The organism is Bacillus sp. DNRA2 (assembly GCF_012843265.1).
GTDB lineage: Bacteria > Bacillota > Bacilli > Bacillales > Cytobacillaceae > Bacillus_BU.
Genome location: NZ_JABAIT010000017.1, coordinates 87,866 through 105,248, shown reverse-complemented (window position 1 = coordinate 105,248; position 17,383 = coordinate 87,866). Strand labels below are relative to the sequence as shown.

Below are 17,383 nucleotides of genomic sequence, written 5' to 3'. Positions count from 1 at the left end.
AACGCTTGCCACCTACGTATTACCGCGGCTGCTGGCACGTAGTTAGCCGTGGCTTTCTGGTTAGGTACCGTCAAGGTACCGGCAGTTACTCCGGTACTTGTTCTTCCCTAACAACAGAGCTTTACGACCCGAAGGCCTTCTTCGCTCACGCGGCGTTGCTCCGTCAGACTTTCGTCCATTGCGGAAGATTCCCTACTGCTGCCTCCCGTAGGAGTCTGGGCCGTGTCTCAGTCCCAGTGTGGCCGATCACCCTCTCAGGTCGGCTACGCATCGTCGCCTTGGTGAGCCGTTACCTCACCAACTAGCTAATGCGCCGCGGGCCCATCTGTAAGTGACAGCCGAAACCGTCTTTCAGCTTTCCCTCATGAGAGGGAAAGGATTATCCGGTATTAGCTCCGGTTTCCCGAAGTTATCCCAGTCTTACAGGCAGGTTGCCCACGTGTTACTCACCCGTCCGCCGCTGACTATCGGGAGCAAGCTCCCTCAAGTCCGCTCGACTTGCATGTATTAGGCACGCCGCCAGCGTTCGTCCTGAGCCAGGATCAAACTCTCCAAGAAAGTTGATTTAGCTCATAAAAGTTACGTTGGCTCGTGTTACTCTATATAATAGAAGAAACACGATTATTTGTTTATTGTTGACGTTTGTTTGTTTAGTTTTCAAAGAACAATTTTTTCATCATCGCCAGAAGCGAACTTTTCTAGTTTATCAACTTCTTGATAAAAAGTCAACGATTTTTTTATTTATTTTTAAAATCGAATTTGCCTCGGTGACGCTGTTTTTCTATAATAGCATCCTGGTTATTAATAAGCAACCTTTATTTTTATAAAATTACTCATCAAAATAATTCCTCTTCAGATTAGCAAAACCGAAAACATAACTTTTCACCAAAAAACCTCTTATTGTAAGGCTGTGTTAAACATGAATGTCGAGTTTCCGCTCCAGGCACTTCGCGCACCTTAGGGGCTAGTTGGGAGCCTCCTCGGCGCTTTTGCGCCTGTGGGGTCTCCCATACCAGCTACTCCCGCAGGAGTCTTCGTGCCTTCCGCTCCAATCAACTTACGAAAAATCAACACTAAGCTTTAACACAGACTATTGCAAAGACAAAAAAAGAAACCGAACCCATCAATAAACGAGTTCGGTTTCCGCAAAGCTTATTTTGTGATTGAAATGATATTTTCCTCTTTTAAGCCCACTTCGCCTTGTTTTTTCAATACAATTGTTTCACCTTGTTCAAGGTTAGTAAATACAATTGGAGTGATAATAGATGGTGCATTTTGTTTAATGTAATCAAGATCAACTTTTAATAACGGCTGCCCTTGTGTTACCGTATCATTTTCCGAAACAAGCGTTTCGAAACCTTGTCCTTTTAAGTTTACAGTATCTATTCCGACGTGGATTAAGATCTCACGACCACCGTTAGAAAGGATACCAATTGCGTGTTTAGTTGGGAAAAGGTTAACGATTTTACCATCGACCGGAGATACAATAGTTCCTTCTGAAGGAACAATCGCAAAACCATCACCCATCATTTTACCCGAGAATACTGCATCAGGAACTTCTGTGATTGGTTTAATTTCACCTTTAATAGGAGAAATAATGGTTGTTTCTTTTACAGTGTCATTTTGCAAAGCACTTGGGTTTACAGCTTCAATTTGTTGTTCAACTTTTTGAGCTCCAGAAGCCGCGTTTGATGCAGGTTTTGGTCTTTTCCCACTAATAATATCTTGCATTTGGCCTTTAATCGTTTCAGAACGAGGTCCAAAAATAGCTTGAATATTGTTACCTACTTCAAGAACACCAGCTGCGCCTAATTTTTTTAGACGGTTTTTATCAACATTTTTAATATCATTTACCGAAACACGAAGACGAGTGATACAAGCATCTAAGTGAGCGATATTGCTTTGTCCACCCATTGCCTCTAAGATATTATACGGAAGTTCATTACCTGTTTTATCTGTAACTTCATCCTCTACTTCTTCAACCTCACGACCTGGAGTTTTAAGGTTGAATTTACGGATTGCAAAACGGAAGCCGAAATAGTAAATAACAGCGAATCCTAAACCAACAGGAATAACGAGCCAAGCGTTTGTTTGCGGGTTAATTAAACCGAATAAAATATAGTCAATTAAACCACCAGAGAAGGTCATACCAATTTTAACATTTAATAGTTGCATGATCATAAACGAGAAACCTGCAAAGATTGCGTGAATACCAAATAGGATTGGTGCTACGAATAAGAATGAGAATTCAATCGGTTCAGTAATACCAGTTAAGAAAGAAGTTAGGGCAGCAGATACCATCAAACCACCAACAACCGCTTTTCTTTCCGGACGAGCTTCTTGATAAATTGCTAATGCCGCTGCCGGTAATCCAAACATCATGAATGGGAATTTACCAGTCATAAATGTACCAGCTGTTAAATTTTGAACATTGTCTCTAATTTGCGCCATGAAAATCGCTTGGTCACCTTTAACTACATCTCCAGCTTTGTTTACATATTCTCCAAATTCAAACCAGAATGGTGAGTAGAAAATGTGGTGTAAGCCAAACGGAATCAATGAACGTTCAATTACCCCAAAGACAAAAGCAGAAAGCGTTAAATTTGAGTTAACCATGTTATGAGAGAACGAATTTAATCCCGATTGAACTGGCGGCCAGATGACAATCATGATGAGGCCAAGAATTACAGCTGATGCAGCAGTAATAATCGGAACAAAGCGTTTACCTGCAAAGAATCCTAGATAGGACGGAAGTTCAATTTCATAAAACCTATTGTATAGAGAAGCTGCGATAATACCGACGATAATACCACCAAACACACCTGTTTGTAATGTCGAAATTCCGAGTACAGTAGCTTGACCTACATCGCCAGGTTCAATCCCTAAAACAGTACCCATGGTTACATTCATAATTAAGTAACCAATAAGGGCAGCTAGTCCAGCAGTTCCTTCACCGCCAGCTAAACCAACAGCAACACCCACCGCAAATAGCAGGGCTAAATTTCCAAAGACGATATCTCCTGCATTTTGCATTACTGCAGCTACCATATCAACTCCGCTATTATCTAAAAATGGTGCTAATTCCAATAAAGTAGGGTTTCTTAAAGCAGCACCTAGAGCAAGTAAGATACCTGCCGCTGGAAGAAGGGCTACAGGTAACATTAAAGCTTTACCAACTTTTTGAAGTACACCAAAAGCTTTTTTAAACATAAAGACAACCTCCATTTTTTATTACTCATTAACCGCTTACATACAAGCAAAATAAAAAAGGCATGAGGAAAGAGTGTAAGAGAAAACAAAAGCTTAAGGGTAGATTACCCAAAAACTTTTATTTCAATTACCCTTCTTTACTCATGCCTGATCGAATCAGTAACACGTAAATAAATGATAATGACTGTATTATTTAATTTTTTTCTGGAGCCGTTGTAAATGCATCGTTAAGTATACTGCCTCAGCATCATAAACCGGCTTTGACAATGCTTGTTGTAAAACCTTAATGAGTTTCCATGACAAATTGTAACACACAGGATACTCTTCTTTCAAGAGGGAAGAAATTTTCTCTGGCTCTTCGACACGTTCGCCATTTTTTACCCGTTCAATCGTATAACGCAGATGGCGCACGAGTCTTGTGTAATCAATACTGTCTTTATTTATGTTAATTTTCAATTGATCCTCGATCATATTTACTAGTTTTGTCACAAGTTGCGAATCTTGATTAACCTCAGATAATTCACGATTCATGATAGAACTGTGAATATGGAGAGCAATAAAACCAATTTCCCCTTCAGGCATTGAAATGTCAGTTTTTAAAGCAATGTGATTAACAACATCCCGCGCAATACCATATTCAAAAGGGTAAAGCGTTTTCGTTTCAACAAGGAACGGGTTACGAATTTCCATTCCCTTACTCATTCGATTAAAAGTAAACATTAAATGGTCAGTTAAAGCCACATGGATGTGTTCATTGAGCGGAGCATTTGCTTTCGTTTTAATTAAGTCGATAGCTGAAATAATTACTTCATGGAGATCATTATCGACAAATGGAAGCAGCTTTATATAATCTTTTTGCTCCTTTTCGTCCTTTAATACAAACAGTTTTTCAACTGTGTTGGTATCAATAGGGTCTCCCTTTTTTCGGTTAAAGCCAACCCCTTTACCAATAATTACTACTTCACCAAAAGAGGTATGCTTCGCAATCAGCACGTTGTTATTTAAGACCTTTTCTACTTCTACCCTCATTGGCTCTCCTCACTTCAACATTATTCAACTATACTAACCCCCATATTACATTCAAGCACTTTTGCAAGTCAATGGAAAACCATAGTCAAAATCACAGGTTCCCTATAAAGGAGAACAAATAATAAGACACAAAAAAAGGCCGTGGACAATCCACGGCCTTTCACAGCTAATGTCTATTCTTTTAAGAAGGCAAAATATAACACAAAGATTACAAAGAACAAGTACATAATTGGATGGATTTCTTTTCTTTTACCACTCATAATCATCGTGATTGGGTAGAAGATAAATCCAACCGCAATACCTGTGGCAATACTATAAGTAAGCGGCATAGCCACCATTGTTAAAAATGCCGGAACCGCAACTTCAAATTTTGACCATTTGATTTCAGCTAGAGACGATACCATAAGCACCCCAACAATTACTAAAGCCGCTGAAGTAACCGGAGCAGTAATAACTGATAATAAAGGGAAAAAGAATAGCGATAACAAGAAACATGCCGCCGTAACCAATGCTGCAAAGCCCGTTCTCGCACCAGCTGCAACACCTGCTGACGATTCAATATATGAAGTTGTTGTTGATGTACCAAAAATTGAACCTACTAAAGATGCAATTGAATCTGCTAATAACGCTCTTCCAGCATTCGGAAGCTTGTTGTCCTTCATTAAGCCCGCTTGGTTAGCAACCGCTACAAGAGTTCCTGCGTTATCGAAGAAATCAACGAATAAGAAAGTTAATATAATCACGAGCATTTCTGATGTATAAAACGAACTATCTCCGAAAGACGTAAATACTTGGCCGAAGGTTGGTTCAATACTAGGGATCGCATCCACAACTTTAGTTGGAATATCGATTAGATTGAAGATCATCCCCACAATTGCCGTAATAATCATTCCATAAAATACGCCACCATTTATTTTCTTTGTCATTAAAATGACTGTAATGACAATACCGAAAATCGCAAGCAATGTATTTCCGTTTGTTAAATCACCTAATCCAACCAATGTTGCATCGTTGTTGACAATGATTCCAGCATTCTTAAGTCCAATAAATGTAATAAATAGTCCAATACCCGCCCCAACTGCGTGCTTTAATTCAACTGGGATTGCATTAATAAGCTTTTCGCGAAAGCCTGTTAAGGTTAAAATCAAGAAAAAGACACTTGAAATAAATACTGCGCCAAGAGCATGCTGCCATGGCATACCACTGCTTAATACTACTGTATAGGCAAAAAACGCATTTAAACCCATACCCGGAGCAAGCGCAATCGGGAATTTCCCAAGCAAGCCCATGACAATCGAACCAACCGCAGCTGCAAGTGCAGTTGCTACGAAAACAGCCCCGTGATCCATGCGATTTGGTAAATCTGGAATATTTGCTAATGTTAGCGTAAGCGGATTGACAATTAAAATATAAGCCATTGCTAAAAACGTTGTGAGTCCACCTAATATTTCGCGGCGATAATTTGTACCTAGCTCTTCAAACTGAAAATACTTCTTCATGGTCTTCCTCCTCATGATTTTTCCTAAAATAAAAAATGCTCCGAGAGCTTTCTGGAGCATTGACATGAGGTAGGTAAAGATGGGAGAAGAGTTTAAAGATAATAGCAATAGAATTTCCCCATATATTACACTTTACCTCGTAGTCAAGCTATTTACGGCAGCTCGGTAGAAACTCTTGGGCCTTATCCCCAATATTATACGATGGTAAATCTATTATATTCTTAAGCACTTTTATATATTACTATATCAACATAACATGCGTCAACATAAAAAAACGAACATTATTCATGTTCGTTTTTTTATCGTTCGTATATATCATTTTTTAGTTAATTAGCTTATTCCCACTCAATTGTTGCAGGTGGCTTACTTGTAATATCGTAAACAACGCGGTTGATATGGGCAACTTCATTTACAATCCGAGTAGAAATCGTTTCAAGAACTTCCCAAGGAATGCGGGCCCAGTCTGATGTCATGCCGTCAATAGAGGTTACCGCACGAATTCCGATTGTGTAATCGTAAGTTCTAGCATCTCCCATTACGCCCACGCTACGGATATCTGGAAGTACTGTGAAGTATTGCCAAATATCTCGATCAAGTCCTGCTTTTTTAATTTCTTCACGAAGAATATAGTCTGATTCACGAACAATCTCCAATTTATCCTCTGTGATAGCGCCAAGCACACGAATACCAAGTCCTGGACCTGGGAATGGCTGTCTCCACACGATTTCATCCGGAATACCTAGCTCAGTACCTAATGCACGTACTTCGTCTTTGAATAGAGTATTTAACGGTTCGATTAATGTAAATTGCATGTCCTCTGGTAGTCCACCAACGTTATGATGTGACTTAATTGTTTGTGCGGTTGCAGTACCACTCTCAATAATGTCAGTGTAAAGGGTACCCTGAGCTAAGAAATCAATGCCTTCTAGCTTATGGGACTCATCATCGAATACATAGATAAATTCATTACCGATAATTTTGCGTTTCTTTTCAGGATCTGAAACCCCTTCAAGCTTAGACATAAATCTTTCTTTTGCATCAACCTTGATGACGTTCATGTGGAAGCCTTCAGCAAATGTTTTCATAACACTGTCCGCTTCACCTTTACGTAATAAACCGTGGTCAACAAAGATACATGTTAATTGATCACCAATTGCTTTATGAATCAACACAGCAACAACGGAAGAATCAACACCGCCACTTAATGCACAAAGTACGTTTTTATCGCCTACTAATTCACGAATCTTTTTCATTTCTAACTCGATGAAGTTTTCCATTGACCAGTTTGCTTCGCTACCGCATACACCAAACACGAAGTTCTTTAATAACTCGTTTCCGTACACTGAATGACGAACCTCTGGATGGAATTGGACACCATAAAATTTACGATTTTCATCGCTCATTGAAGAAATTGGACAGCTAGGGCTTGTTGCGTCAACAGTAAATCCTTCCGGAGCTTTTGTGACAAGGTCTCCATGACTCATCCAAACTACTTGTTCTGTTGGTAATTCTGAGAATAACTTAGTTTGGTTTTCTACTTTAATTTCAGCTTTACCATACTCTCGCTGTTTAGCCTGCTCAACTGTACCACCTAAGCTTACAGTCATTAGCTGCATACCATAACAGATTCCGAGAATTGGCAATCCTAATTCAAAGATTTTTTCATCAACGCGAAATGAGTTTTCATCATAAACACTGTTAGGACCGCCTGAAAAAATAATTCCTTTTGGATTTAACGCTTTGAGCTCATCTGCTGTAATTGTGTGCGGGTGAAGCTCACTAAATACACCAAACTCACGGATTCGACGCGTGATGAGTTGGTTATATTGACTTCCGAAATCAAGCACAATAATTTTCTCTAAATCCTTAAACTCCGACTTTTCTGTCACTTTGGACACCTCTTTATCAAAATTAATCTTGCACTTATTATAAACCATAAACAAAAAAACTAGAATTCTCCCCTCGTTATTCACAAAAGCAGAATTCTAGTATAGGTGCAAATATACTGTTTAATCTGCCTTCATAGTCAAATCATTTACGGTGATCTGGTAGAAACGTTCGAACCATATTTTCGAGTGTATATGAAGGTTATGTAATAGTTCCTTGATTATTTTATCAGTACAATAATTTTTTGGTCAAGCAATTCTCGACATTATTAGCTATTTCAAGACGATAGCATTGCTTTAGGACGGTTCAAATGGGAGTCGTCTGATTTTATCCGACGTTTTGCTGCGTTTATCCGACGAATTTTGCTATTTATCCGACGAATCTTTCCGTTTATCCGACGATATCCACAGTTTATCCGACGAATTTAGCCATTTAACCGCTTTTCGACAAAAAGCAACAAATATAACGCCGAGCAAAAGCAGCAACCACAAAAATAATAACACAAAATTCAAAATAGTGATAAAATAATGTTATCATATTGTTCTAATGACGGAGGAGTTGCCTTTGAACAAGTACTTATTTATTACAACTAGAACAGAAAAATTCGACCCAGAGCAGATTCCTGCCCATTACGAGTATCTCAATCGTCTCAAAAAGGAAAACAAATTAGAAATGTACGGCCCGTTTAGTGATGCTACGGGTGGGGCTTATATTATCCGAGCTGGTTCGTTCACCGAGGCACAGCGAATTGGCCAATTAGACCCTCTTATTAAAAGTGGCTCGTCTACCATCGTCGTGAAAGAGTGGATGACAAAGTAAAAGATGCTTCCCGAATCGGGAAACATCTTTTTTATTTTAAACAATTGATTTAAAGATAGAAGACAAAGGATTCATTGGCCAATCTTAACTTTGTTCCAGAAAAGATTTCCACCTCTGTTTGTACCGCAATAATCCTTCCATCTACATAGGTGCTATTAGTTGAATGATGATCAATAATAAAATAACGCCCATCTTTACTAATAATACTCGCATGATTTCGGCTAACTGCGTTATTATCTATTACACTATAGTCACAGGATCTTTTATCCTTCCCAATCCTAAATGTAGACTTGTTTACGTCAATTCTCTCTTGCGTCTTTTCCCTTATCAAGTATGGAAAGCTTGATTTTTCATCAAAATCAGCATTTAAGACGGTTGTCCCCTCCACATATCTTTGCGATATTCCAGGATAGTCTGATGGCTTTGCCGTTTCTCTTTCCATCATATTAACTTGAATGGGTGTACCGCAGACGATGCAAAACTTCGCGCTTTCCTCACAAACATTTCCACACTTTGAACATCTCTTCACTTGCTCTTGTTTTAAAGGTGGTACAAATTGTCGGTGTGCCTTGTTATCCATACCTTTACCCATCAATTCAAGAATCATTTTCTCAAAACTATTAATTGAAAAAATGGTTTGGCTATTAAAATACTGCAAGTAATCAGTGATATAGTCATGGTCATCCTGCTTCGAAAAAACAACCCGAAATGGAATCTCTTTAAAAAATCCGGCCAGATCTTGATCAGATTGATTGTTAAAAACAGGCCAGAAAAAACATTGAACTGTTTTGGTTCTTGGCGTAAGAAAAATGTACTCCCAATCTAGCATAAGATTGTTTACATTCATAAGATTCTTTTCACAGTCCTTCACAATCGCAACAAGCTGAATGATGATATCTAGGAACATTTTCTTACTGACATTGCCACTAAAATAGGATTTTAATGGAGTCATATTTTCAAAGGTGCTTTTTACCATTACACTCTTTTTCGACGTTTCCGTCGCAACCGGCAACAGACCTCCTACTTTTCTTCCGATTATGATATCTAATTCGCGTTCGTTAATTGTTTCAGGATAGACTAACCTATTCATGACCAAATATTTGTTATTTTTTTGTTCAATTGCTGTATTTCCCATAAAAATCTCCCGCTATCTAAATACTAATCAAACGATTGATTAATTAATAATATATTTTAATTTTACCAATTATCAGTTTAATTTTACCATGCAATGTGGTGGTTTAGTAAATAATTGTTCTACTGAACTTTATTTCACGATATGGGCGCCGTTTTGGAAGGCTGCTTCTGCTCGTCTCAAGCGTTCTGATCCAAACTTGGATGCGGTTTCTACTAAGTTACTAATTCGAGTAGTTCCCTGTTGGATGCCACCTTTCACACCGGAATTTAAGCCAAGCTTCCCAATATTATCACTAACACCTGCGAGACGAATGGTGCTGCTGAACTTCGTTAAGCCGCTGACGCCTGGGACAATATCAAGTGGTGCTAACAGCTCTCGCACCCATCGTTCAGATGTCTCGAGTTCCCGACCTGAGACTAAATCCTTTCCAGACACAGCCGAACTCAATTCATAAGCACCGCATACAGCACCCAACGCCATTCCAGCCAGCGGGCAGAATAGCGTTGCCCCAACAAAGTTATCACCACTGAAGATGTCCTCCAGGTATAAAAACATAATTCTAATCTCAATATTAATTTCTAAATAAAAAACACTCGTTGCCTAAAAGACAATCAAGTGTTTATTCTAAAGCATAATCCTAATCATTACTGAAGTGGTCCCATAAATTCAGTAATAATAAGAATATGTTCCTTCAATTTGACTTTTTTTAGATTTTCTACTTTTTCTTCCCCACCTAAACCTAATAGTGGGGTGTATCCATAACATTCGTCATAGTTAGGAGCACTGTATTTACTAACCGCTTCAGGATAAGGCTGCCACATTAATTCATCGTTCATAAAGTCACTATCTATTAGGTCATCAAAAAAGAATTCAAATCCGGATGAAACAACATTTACATACCCTTTCCTAAAGTTTAATAAATTTACATACTTATCTTTTTCCCATACTATAATATCACCCATTCCGGTAGAAAAAATAGGAATAGCCTGATTATACCTTAGATAACTTCTCTCTAAAATATCTAAATATTCATCTGGATTAATTACTTTTAAAAAGCCATTTACGAAAGTACCAAAACCATATTTTTCCATGTTTCTATTAATTCTTCAGGAAGTTTATCTTTATATTTTAAAATAACATCTTCATTAACTGTTTTATGTTTTATAAAATCGCTAAATTTAGTTTCCAATTAAAATACCCTCCTTTGATTATTGAGTTAATTTCACATTTAAATAAGTATTCTTTTGCTGCTCAGGTGACATATACTTCCCAATTTCCCTAATTTGCTCATCAACAACATCAATTCTATATTTCCATTGTGAGCCTATCGAGGAATTTACTCTTTTATCCCCCAAACCTCCAATCATATCCGCTCTCCCTCCAGCTATTTGACCTGGATTATGAAGTGCTGCTTTTGTTTCCAGCCATTCAGAAGCTTGCTTTGTCGCATCTGCTCTGGAAAGTCCCTGTTTTCGCAGTTCAGCAATTTTGTCTTTACGTGCTTCTTGTCTAGCCATTTTTTGAGCTGCATTTCCTTCTATTGCTCGACCTTCAGCAATATACCTTTCTCGATTTTGCAAGTACTCCTCAACAGTAAGTTCATTCATACCTTTTTCTTGGTCTTTTAATTGTCTTTCAAACTCTTCTGGATCATGATTAACATTTCTGTTAAAGTTTACTTTAATTTCGTTTATTCTAGATACTTCATCTAAATGCTTAGCATTACCCGCACCCTTTGCAGTATCCTCTACACCATCTATCCCCTCGGATTTTACCCCCTTGAATCTGTTAAGTGTAGCTTCTGTCCAATTCTCTAGGCATGAGTATTTTCTACTAGAGCCCTTCCTTTTGTGCCGAGCTCTCGGCCTGTAATCAAGTCCTTTCCTGATATGGCTGAACTTAATTCGTAAGTGTCATAGACCGAACCTAACGCCATTCCCGCTGGAGGACAGACAAGTGAGTCTCCGGGATAACTACTAATTCACCTTCTGTAAGGATTTATGTTCAAAAATTTATAATTACAATATAAAGAAGGAAGAAGGATAAAAAAAACTGGAAGAAAATATATCTTCCAGCATACTTTATGAAATAAGGTGATAACTGGCTTTACCAGTTATCACCTTCACAAACAAATTCATAGGTTTATTTCATTCTTAAAATAGTTTTATAAATTCTTCTTTTTTTATAAGAATTGGATTATTTGTACAAATATAATCATGAAGAACAGATTCCATTCTTTCGATTTCATCTATTGTGAGAAAACTTGTTTCAACTGCACTGTTTAATAAGATAGTAATACTATCAGCATTTATACCTTCTAGTGACTGCGGTAAATATTTTACTTCTTCTTTTTTATAAGCTTCCCAAGAAGTATAAGCGACAGCATCAACTAATAGTGACCAAATCCTAGCAATATTCAAGTCTTCTTCTTCCTCAGCAAATTCTGAAATCCCTGTAAAGTCCGCGTTATCAATAAGCTCATATAGTTCATCCCCAGTAACAGCATGAGATTCAACCCATAACCAGCATTTGTCCAAGGCTTCTCTTCCATCTAGATATCTTTCATCATCCTTGCTGATTACAGAAAATACTCTTTCAGCAACTGTTAAAACAAAGCCTACTTTAACTTCTTTTTGTAAATTATCAATTAATATATTATCCATAATTTCCTCCTTAAATTATTCAATAATCTTTCCATCTTTTAAACTGAAAGATAACAGTCCATTAGTTTTAACACTGTCATCAACCTCTGATGTTACTTCTATTGTTAGATTGGGATATTTTTTGCTAGCTTGATAAAATATGCCACTCTTCTCAATAGGATAAGGTTTCAGTAATCCCTTACTACACTTATTACATACACCTCTTGGATTAGATTGATGAATTCTAAGTATACCTGTTACTTTCGTTGGTTCGATTCCTGCTTTCTTTACAGCAGAATCAAACTCATTTAAAACTCCTTCTTCAGCATGCCTTGTGAACTGTGCTAACTTAGGATTTTTTATATGATCATATGGAGCCCTAATCTCCCTATTTGGTAAGATTGTATCCAATGAAGGCAGTCCAGCCTCTTTTCTTACTTCTAGAGATACTCCTTCAAAAGTCAAATCTTCAAGTCCTTTTACATCCGTTTTACCAACTGCAATTGTATTAGTCTCTGGAACATTCCACTTTTTCCGTAAAGCATCCAAATCTTCTTTACCAAGTTGGACCTTAACATTACCCGTACCCTTAGTTCCCCAACTACCAACCTTAACTCCATCGCTCGTGTTAAATAAAATTCTAACACCATTTTCAATCGTATGTGTATTTTCAATTACATCTCGCGTTTTTCCTGCAGGACCGATTCCCGCTAATACAGGTCCTTCTCGGGGAACCTGGAGAATATTTTTCGCTCCGGTTACCACTTTATCCGCTACTTGTGCTAATTGTATCGTATCTTTAATAACCTTATTTTTCACGATATTGGCGCCGTTTTCGAAAGCTGCCTCTGCACGTCTCAAACGGTCTGCACCGAACTTGGATGCGGTTTCTACTAAGTTACTAATTCGAGATGCACCCCGTTGGATCCCACCATTCACACTTGAACTTAAGCCTAGCTTTCCAATATTATCGCTAACACCTGCGAGACGAACGGTGCTGCTGAATTTCGTTAAGCCGCTAATAATTGGGAGCATAACAAGCAGAGATAACTGTTCTAAAAAAAAAACACTCGTTGCCAAAAGGCAAACAAGTGCTTTATTTTGTGTACTATGTTGAAATTAATAATTTATGTCAAGTTGCACAGTTATCGTACATATTGCCATAACAAAATAATGTTTAACCAAGCCAAGATTTTACTACTTTCACGAAATCTCTATATATACATTTATTTACACAAACACTTAGTCATGTAACATATCTAGAAATGCCGTAAAGGATTCTGCAACATAAAATACGTTTTCTCTTGCACGTTCTTCAGCCGTTTCTTCTGTTAATCCCTCTTCTCGTATTAACATTTCTTTTTCCCAAGCATTTTCGTGCTCCCAAAAAACTACAATTGGATTATCTTCATGTCCCTTGTAATCAAAACATATTAAATTCCCTGCGGGGTCAAATGCAAAAGGTACAAGCTCCTTAGGTAAAGAAGAAGAATATTTTTGATATACTTTAATTATATTTTCACTACTATCTTTATCATACGATAGCAATGTACCCAACACTCTGCTTACTCCATCGACTTCAAAGTTATACGGAAGGACTGCAGAACCGTTATAGTGAATCGCACATTCTACATAATCACTCGGAAATATAAAACCTATCTGTTTACCTACCTTATTAACATACTCTGCTAAGACTGTCTCATCCGGTTCTGGCCACGTTAAATCGTTTCTCATCTAATTCCGCCTCCCCATAACTTGTTACCACCTAGGTGATTTACACTATGTTTTCGTCGCAGACGGTCTTTTCCGAACTTAGATGCTGTTTCTACTAAGTTACTTATACGAGAAGTAGCTCCCTGTTGGATGCCACCCTTCACACCGGAACTTAAGCCTAGCTTCCCAATATTATCACTAACACCTGCGAGACGAACGGTGCTGCTGAATTTCGTTAAGCCACTGACGCCTGGGACAATATCAAGCGGAGCCAACAATCCTCGCACCCATCTTTCAGATGTCTCGAGTTCCCGGACCTGAGACTAAATCCTTTCCAGACACAGCTGAACTCAATTCATAAGCACCGTATACAGCTCCCAACGCCATTCCAGCCGGCGGGCAGAATAGCGTTGCGCCAATAATCACCACTAAGGCACCAATCTGAAACCAGAATTCTTTGTTTTCCTGCGTGTCACGAATCGATTCGTATTCGAAAGCTCGTGTGTTATCTATAGCCTGTTGGTATTCCTTTTGTGAAAAATCTTGATTGGGATTGAGCTCTTTCCAAGCCTCGTATTCCAATTTCATTTGTTTTCCGTAGAAATTGTCACCACTGAAGATATTCTCCAGGTATAAAAACAATAATTTTTATCGTCAATATTAATTTCTAAATAAAAAACACTCTTTACCAAAAGGCAAACGAGTGCTTTATTTCGTGTACTGCGTTACAAACTACACTTTATCTCAAATTGCTTAGTTATAACTTATATTAATAACAATAAATTTTTAAACAATGCAAAGATTGTATTTCTTTCATTAAAACTTAATTTAAACTTTTTTACATAAATCCTTAGTCATGCAACTTATCTAAAAATGCCGTAAAGGATTCTGCAACATAAAATACATTTTCTCTTGCACGTTCTTCAGCCTGCTCCTCTGATAACCCCTCTTCCAGTATTAACATTTCCTTTTCCCAAGCATTTTCATGTTCCCAAAAAATCACAACTGGTCTTTCAGTATTCTTATAATCTAGACAGATTAAATTCCCTGCAGGATCATTTGCAATAGGGAATAACTTTTGCGGAAGAAATGGTTTGTATGTTTCATACTTTTTAACAATGTACTCGCAACTTTCCTCATCGAAACTAAATAAACTACCAAAACAACGCTCTTCATTGCCCACTCTAAATTCCTCTGGTAATACGCTTGCACCTCCATTTACTTTTACACAATCAATATAATCTTGAGGTAATTGGAAGCCTAATTGTAATCCAAATTCTTTTATCTTTGCCACTGATACTTCTGAATCAGCGTATTCCCACTCTAAATCTTTTCTCATCTAATACCCTTCCCCCATAATTTATTTCCACCAAGGTGGCTAACTGAACCATGAATGTCTTCTAATACTAATTGCATCTTTCCAGGAACCTGATGATGGTGCCAAGTAAACCCCTTTATTCTAGCTCTCCCCTTCTCAATCTGATCAAGCTGTTGGGGAGAAAAAAGATCACTTGCCAATTCGCCATATTCAATTGCCTCTTTTAATATCCTTGTACACTCTTTAAACTGAATTGTATCTTTCATAACATAATATTCTTTATCCATTTTTAACGTAAAAAGTAAATTTTCCCCTTTAAATATTGGAAAACCTAATACATCATAATCTACGCCTTTCACATGTTTTCCCCCTGCTAATCCTTTATTAACTATATTATGCTGTGGTGAAGCATTTAAATAATCATCCACGTGCCCCACTACTTCTTTAAATTCTTCTATACTATCATAACCATATTCCTTAATTGTTGTATCATCTACCACTTTCAAAAAGTCTTCCACACTTTCATAACCTTTTGGAGCAATGGACCTATTTATCAAATTTCCGTTTATATCATAATCGTTTTTTATTACTTCATCAATTTCAGAACGGTAAGTATCTATGTGAGTACCCTTAGTTCCGCCACTACTGCTCTTAACCCCTTCAATCCTACTTACATAATTTCTTAAACCATTTTCAATTCTATGGGTATTGACGGCTGAATCATAGGTTAATATTTTATTGCCCATTGTATCTTCCATGTATTTTATTCGAAGTGGGTTAAGGTTTTTCACTCCAGTAACCACTGTATCCGCTACTCGCGCTACTTCTATTGTATCTTTTATGACCTTATTTTTCACGATATTGGCACCGTTTTGGAAGGCTGCCTCTGCACGCCTCAAGCGCTGTGAGCCAAACTTAGATGCGGTTTCTACTAAGTTACTAATTCGAGTAGCTCCCTGTTGGATGCCACCTTTCACACCGGAACTTAAGCCTAGCTTCCCAATACTATCGCTAACACCTGCGAGACGAACGGTGCTGCTGAACTTCGTTAAGCCACTGACCCCTGGGACAATATCGAGTGGTGCTAACAAACCTCGCACCCATCGTTCAGATGTTCCAAGTTCCCGACCTGAGACTAGATCCTTTCCAGAGACAGCTGAACTTAACTCATAAGCACCGCATACAGCTCCCAGCGCCATTCCAGCCGGCGGGCAGATAAGTGTTGCGCCAACGATTACCACTAATGCACCAATCTGAAACCAGAATTCTTTGTTTTCTTGTGTGTCACGAGTGGATGCATACTCGAAAGCCCGTGTATTAACAATGGCCTGTTGGTATTCCCTTTTGGGAAAAATCTTGATCGAGGTTGAGCTCTTTCCAAGCCTCGTCTTCCAATTTCATTTGTTTTCCGTAGAAGTTATCACCACCGAAGATGTCGTCTAGGCTTATTTCTGGTTTTTCTATTTCTACCGAATTATATGCACCAGCCGTAATATGAACTGTTTCACTGATGCCTAGTTTGTTTTTTGTCCTTGTACTCTGTATTTCACAAAAGGATTAATCATGTCGTTCAATAAAAAAGCACCTGTTGCCTAAAAGGCAATCAAGTGCTTTATAGTAAGCTATCTAAAATGACTCATTTACTTTTTACATGACTTGAAGCTGTTGTTCATATTACGGAAAGCTATAACAATTATTATGGTAAGGTCTAGCTAAAACAAGATGGCTATGTAAACATTTGGAGTAACAAATGAGCTTCTCGACTCTACATAACATCCCCACAAATTAATCTTCACCATACATTAAATCATCTAACATTTCATTTTGTTTTTGTATTTCTTTATATCTATCAAATCTATTCATCAAGTATTCAACAGATATTTCTTTATTTTTAACTAATTCACCATCAAACAGTCTTATCTTCGCACCAACATTTATCAATTCATTTATTAATTTTTTAAGTTTTGCATCGTCCTCATCATCTTTAAACAGATTACATTCCATTATCGGACTTCCATTTCCAATTCTTTTTTTTATCTCGGAAAATCCTAAATTTGTATTTTTTCTTATTTCAGGTAAATATTTCATTTGATTTTCATCTTGTTCTACCACTAAAAGTATTACCGACATA

General features: G+C 37.7%; 16 protein-coding genes, 1 rRNA gene, 1 pseudogene and 2 riboswitches. Of the genes and pseudogenes, 1 reads left to right on the top strand and 17 read right to left on the bottom strand.

All coding sequences use genetic code 11. The features are described from left to right. The 5 genes from HHO41_RS15065 to guaA all read right to left on the bottom strand — a co-directional run. Positions 1–558: ribosomal RNA gene (locus tag HHO41_RS15065) — 16S ribosomal RNA — on the bottom strand; the annotation flags it as partial. A 594-nt stretch (positions 559–1,152) separates the two neighbouring features. Further along, positions 1,153–3,210: a glucose-specific PTS transporter subunit IIBC gene (ptsG, locus tag HHO41_RS15060; RefSeq protein ID WP_169100070.1), complete on the bottom strand. Its 2,058-nt coding sequence runs from the start codon at positions 3,208–3,210 to the stop codon at positions 1,153–1,155. A 189-nt stretch (positions 3,211–3,399) separates the two neighbouring features. After that, entirely contained in the window at positions 3,400–4,239 is an 840-nt protein-coding gene (gene glcT, locus HHO41_RS15055) for a glucose PTS transporter transcription antiterminator GlcT (RefSeq protein ID WP_169100068.1), read from the bottom strand. A 173-nt stretch (positions 4,240–4,412) separates the two neighbouring features. Then, positions 4,413–5,738, bottom strand: a complete 1,326-nt coding sequence (locus HHO41_RS15050) for an NCS2 family permease (protein WP_169100066.1) — start codon at positions 5,736–5,738, stop codon at positions 4,413–4,415. 120 nt (positions 5,739–5,858) lie between these two features. Continuing rightward, a riboswitch (purine riboswitch) is annotated at positions 5,859–5,960 on the bottom strand. 113 nt (positions 5,961–6,073) lie between these two features. Further along, positions 6,074–7,627, bottom strand: a complete 1,554-nt coding sequence (gene guaA / locus HHO41_RS15045) for a glutamine-hydrolyzing GMP synthase (protein ID WP_169100065.1) — start codon at positions 7,625–7,627, stop codon at positions 6,074–6,076. Positions 7,628–7,741: 114 nt separating this feature from the next. Continuing rightward, positions 7,742–7,843, bottom strand: a riboswitch (purine riboswitch). Between the two features lie 346 nt (positions 7,844–8,189). Between guaA and HHO41_RS15040 the strand changes: the two genes are divergently transcribed. Further along, the gene (locus HHO41_RS15040) at positions 8,190–8,444 is read left to right on the top strand and encodes a YciI family protein (protein ID WP_147536262.1); all 255 of its coding nucleotides are present in this window, start codon (positions 8,190–8,192) and stop codon (positions 8,442–8,444) included. 49 nt (positions 8,445–8,493) lie between these two features. Here HHO41_RS15040 and HHO41_RS15035 read toward each other — a convergent pair whose 3' ends face one another. The 12 genes and pseudogenes from HHO41_RS15035 to HHO41_RS14975 all read right to left on the bottom strand — a co-directional run bounded on the left by HHO41_RS15035 (position 8,494) and on the right by HHO41_RS14975 (position 17,382). Beyond that, entirely contained in the window at positions 8,494–9,579 is a 1,086-nt protein-coding gene (locus HHO41_RS15035; protein WP_169100063.1) for an FHA domain-containing protein, read from the bottom strand. A 129-nt stretch (positions 9,580–9,708) separates the two neighbouring features. Then, positions 9,709–10,134 carry a pre-toxin TG domain-containing protein gene (locus tag HHO41_RS15030; protein WP_169100061.1) on the bottom strand — a complete coding sequence of 142 codons (426 nt, stop codon included), beginning with the start codon at positions 10,132–10,134 and terminating at the stop codon, positions 9,709–9,711. 89 nt (positions 10,135–10,223) lie between these two features. Continuing rightward, positions 10,224–10,768 (bottom strand): annotated as a pseudogene (locus HHO41_RS15025) (T6SS immunity protein Tdi1 domain-containing protein). A gap of 19 nt (positions 10,769–10,787) precedes the next feature. Beyond that, positions 10,788–11,264 carry a polymorphic toxin type 15 domain-containing protein gene (locus HHO41_RS15020; protein WP_348981289.1) on the bottom strand — a complete coding sequence of 159 codons (477 nt, stop codon included), beginning with the start codon at positions 11,262–11,264 and terminating at the stop codon, positions 10,788–10,790. 468 nt (positions 11,265–11,732) lie between these two features. Next, a complete protein-coding gene (locus tag HHO41_RS15010; protein ID WP_169100055.1) occupies positions 11,733–12,242 on the bottom strand; it encodes an Imm6 family immunity protein in 510 nt (169 codons plus the stop codon). Between the two features lie 15 nt (positions 12,243–12,257). Further along, positions 12,258–13,301: a hypothetical protein gene (locus tag HHO41_RS22425; RefSeq protein WP_248278485.1), complete on the bottom strand. Its 1,044-nt coding sequence runs from the start codon at positions 13,299–13,301 to the stop codon at positions 12,258–12,260. A 162-nt stretch (positions 13,302–13,463) separates the two neighbouring features. After that, positions 13,464–13,955 carry an SMI1/KNR4 family protein gene (locus HHO41_RS15000; protein ID WP_169100053.1) on the bottom strand — a complete coding sequence of 164 codons (492 nt, stop codon included), beginning with the start codon at positions 13,953–13,955 and terminating at the stop codon, positions 13,464–13,466. Next, complete coding sequence (locus HHO41_RS14995) at positions 13,952–14,209, bottom strand: hypothetical protein (protein ID WP_169100051.1); 258 nt, start codon at positions 14,207–14,209, stop codon at positions 13,952–13,954. Before HHO41_RS14995 ends, HHO41_RS15000 begins: the two co-directional genes overlap by 4 nt. Positions 14,210–14,228: 19 nt before the next feature. Then, positions 14,229–14,522: a hypothetical protein gene (locus HHO41_RS14990; RefSeq protein WP_169100049.1), complete on the bottom strand. Its 294-nt coding sequence runs from the start codon at positions 14,520–14,522 to the stop codon at positions 14,229–14,231. A gap of 262 nt (positions 14,523–14,784) precedes the next feature. After that, on the bottom strand, positions 14,785–15,273 hold the full coding sequence (locus tag HHO41_RS14985; protein ID WP_169100047.1) for an SMI1/KNR4 family protein: 489 nt from the start codon (positions 15,271–15,273) through the stop codon (positions 14,785–14,787). Next, the gene (locus HHO41_RS22745) at positions 15,270–16,493 is read right to left on the bottom strand and encodes an HNH endonuclease (protein ID WP_348981288.1); all 1,224 of its coding nucleotides are present in this window, start codon (positions 16,491–16,493) and stop codon (positions 15,270–15,272) included. Before HHO41_RS22745 ends, HHO41_RS14985 begins: the two co-directional genes overlap by 4 nt. A 544-nt stretch (positions 16,494–17,037) precedes the next feature. Next, a complete protein-coding gene (locus HHO41_RS14975) occupies positions 17,038–17,382 on the bottom strand; it encodes a phospholipase D-like domain-containing protein (RefSeq protein WP_169100045.1) in 345 nt (114 codons plus the stop codon). Between the last annotated feature and the right edge of the window lies 1 nt (position 17,383).

Coding starts and splice junctions, on each gene's coding strand:
- HHO41_RS14985 (WP_169100047.1), bottom strand. CDS start 15,273: ATGAGAAAAGATTTAGAGTGGGAATACGCTGATTCAGAAGTATCAGTG.
- HHO41_RS15000 (WP_169100053.1), bottom strand. CDS start 13,955: ATGAGAAACGATTTAACGTGGCCAGAACCGGATGAGACAGTCTTAGCA.
- HHO41_RS15035 (WP_169100063.1), bottom strand. CDS start 9,579: ATGGGAAATACAGCAATTGAACAAAAAAATAACAAATATTTGGTCATG.
- HHO41_RS14990 (WP_169100049.1), bottom strand. CDS start 14,522: ATGAAATTGGAATACGAGGCTTGGAAAGAGCTCAATCCCAATCAAGAT.
- glcT (WP_169100068.1), bottom strand. CDS start 4,239: ATGAGGGTAGAAGTAGAAAAGGTCTTAAATAACAACGTGCTGATTGCG.
- HHO41_RS15050 (WP_169100066.1), bottom strand. CDS start 5,738: ATGAAGAAGTATTTTCAGTTTGAAGAGCTAGGTACAAATTATCGCCGC.
- HHO41_RS14975 (WP_169100045.1), bottom strand. CDS start 17,382: ATGTCGGTAATACTTTTAGTGGTAGAACAAGATGAAAATCAAATGAAA.
- HHO41_RS15010 (WP_169100055.1), bottom strand. CDS start 12,242: ATGGATAATATATTAATTGATAATTTACAAAAAGAAGTTAAAGTAGGC.
- ptsG (WP_169100070.1), bottom strand. CDS start 3,210: ATGTTTAAAAAAGCTTTTGGTGTACTTCAAAAAGTTGGTAAAGCTTTA.
- HHO41_RS15030 (WP_169100061.1), bottom strand. CDS start 10,134: ATGTTTTTATACCTGGAGGACATCTTCAGTGGTGATAACTTTGTTGGG.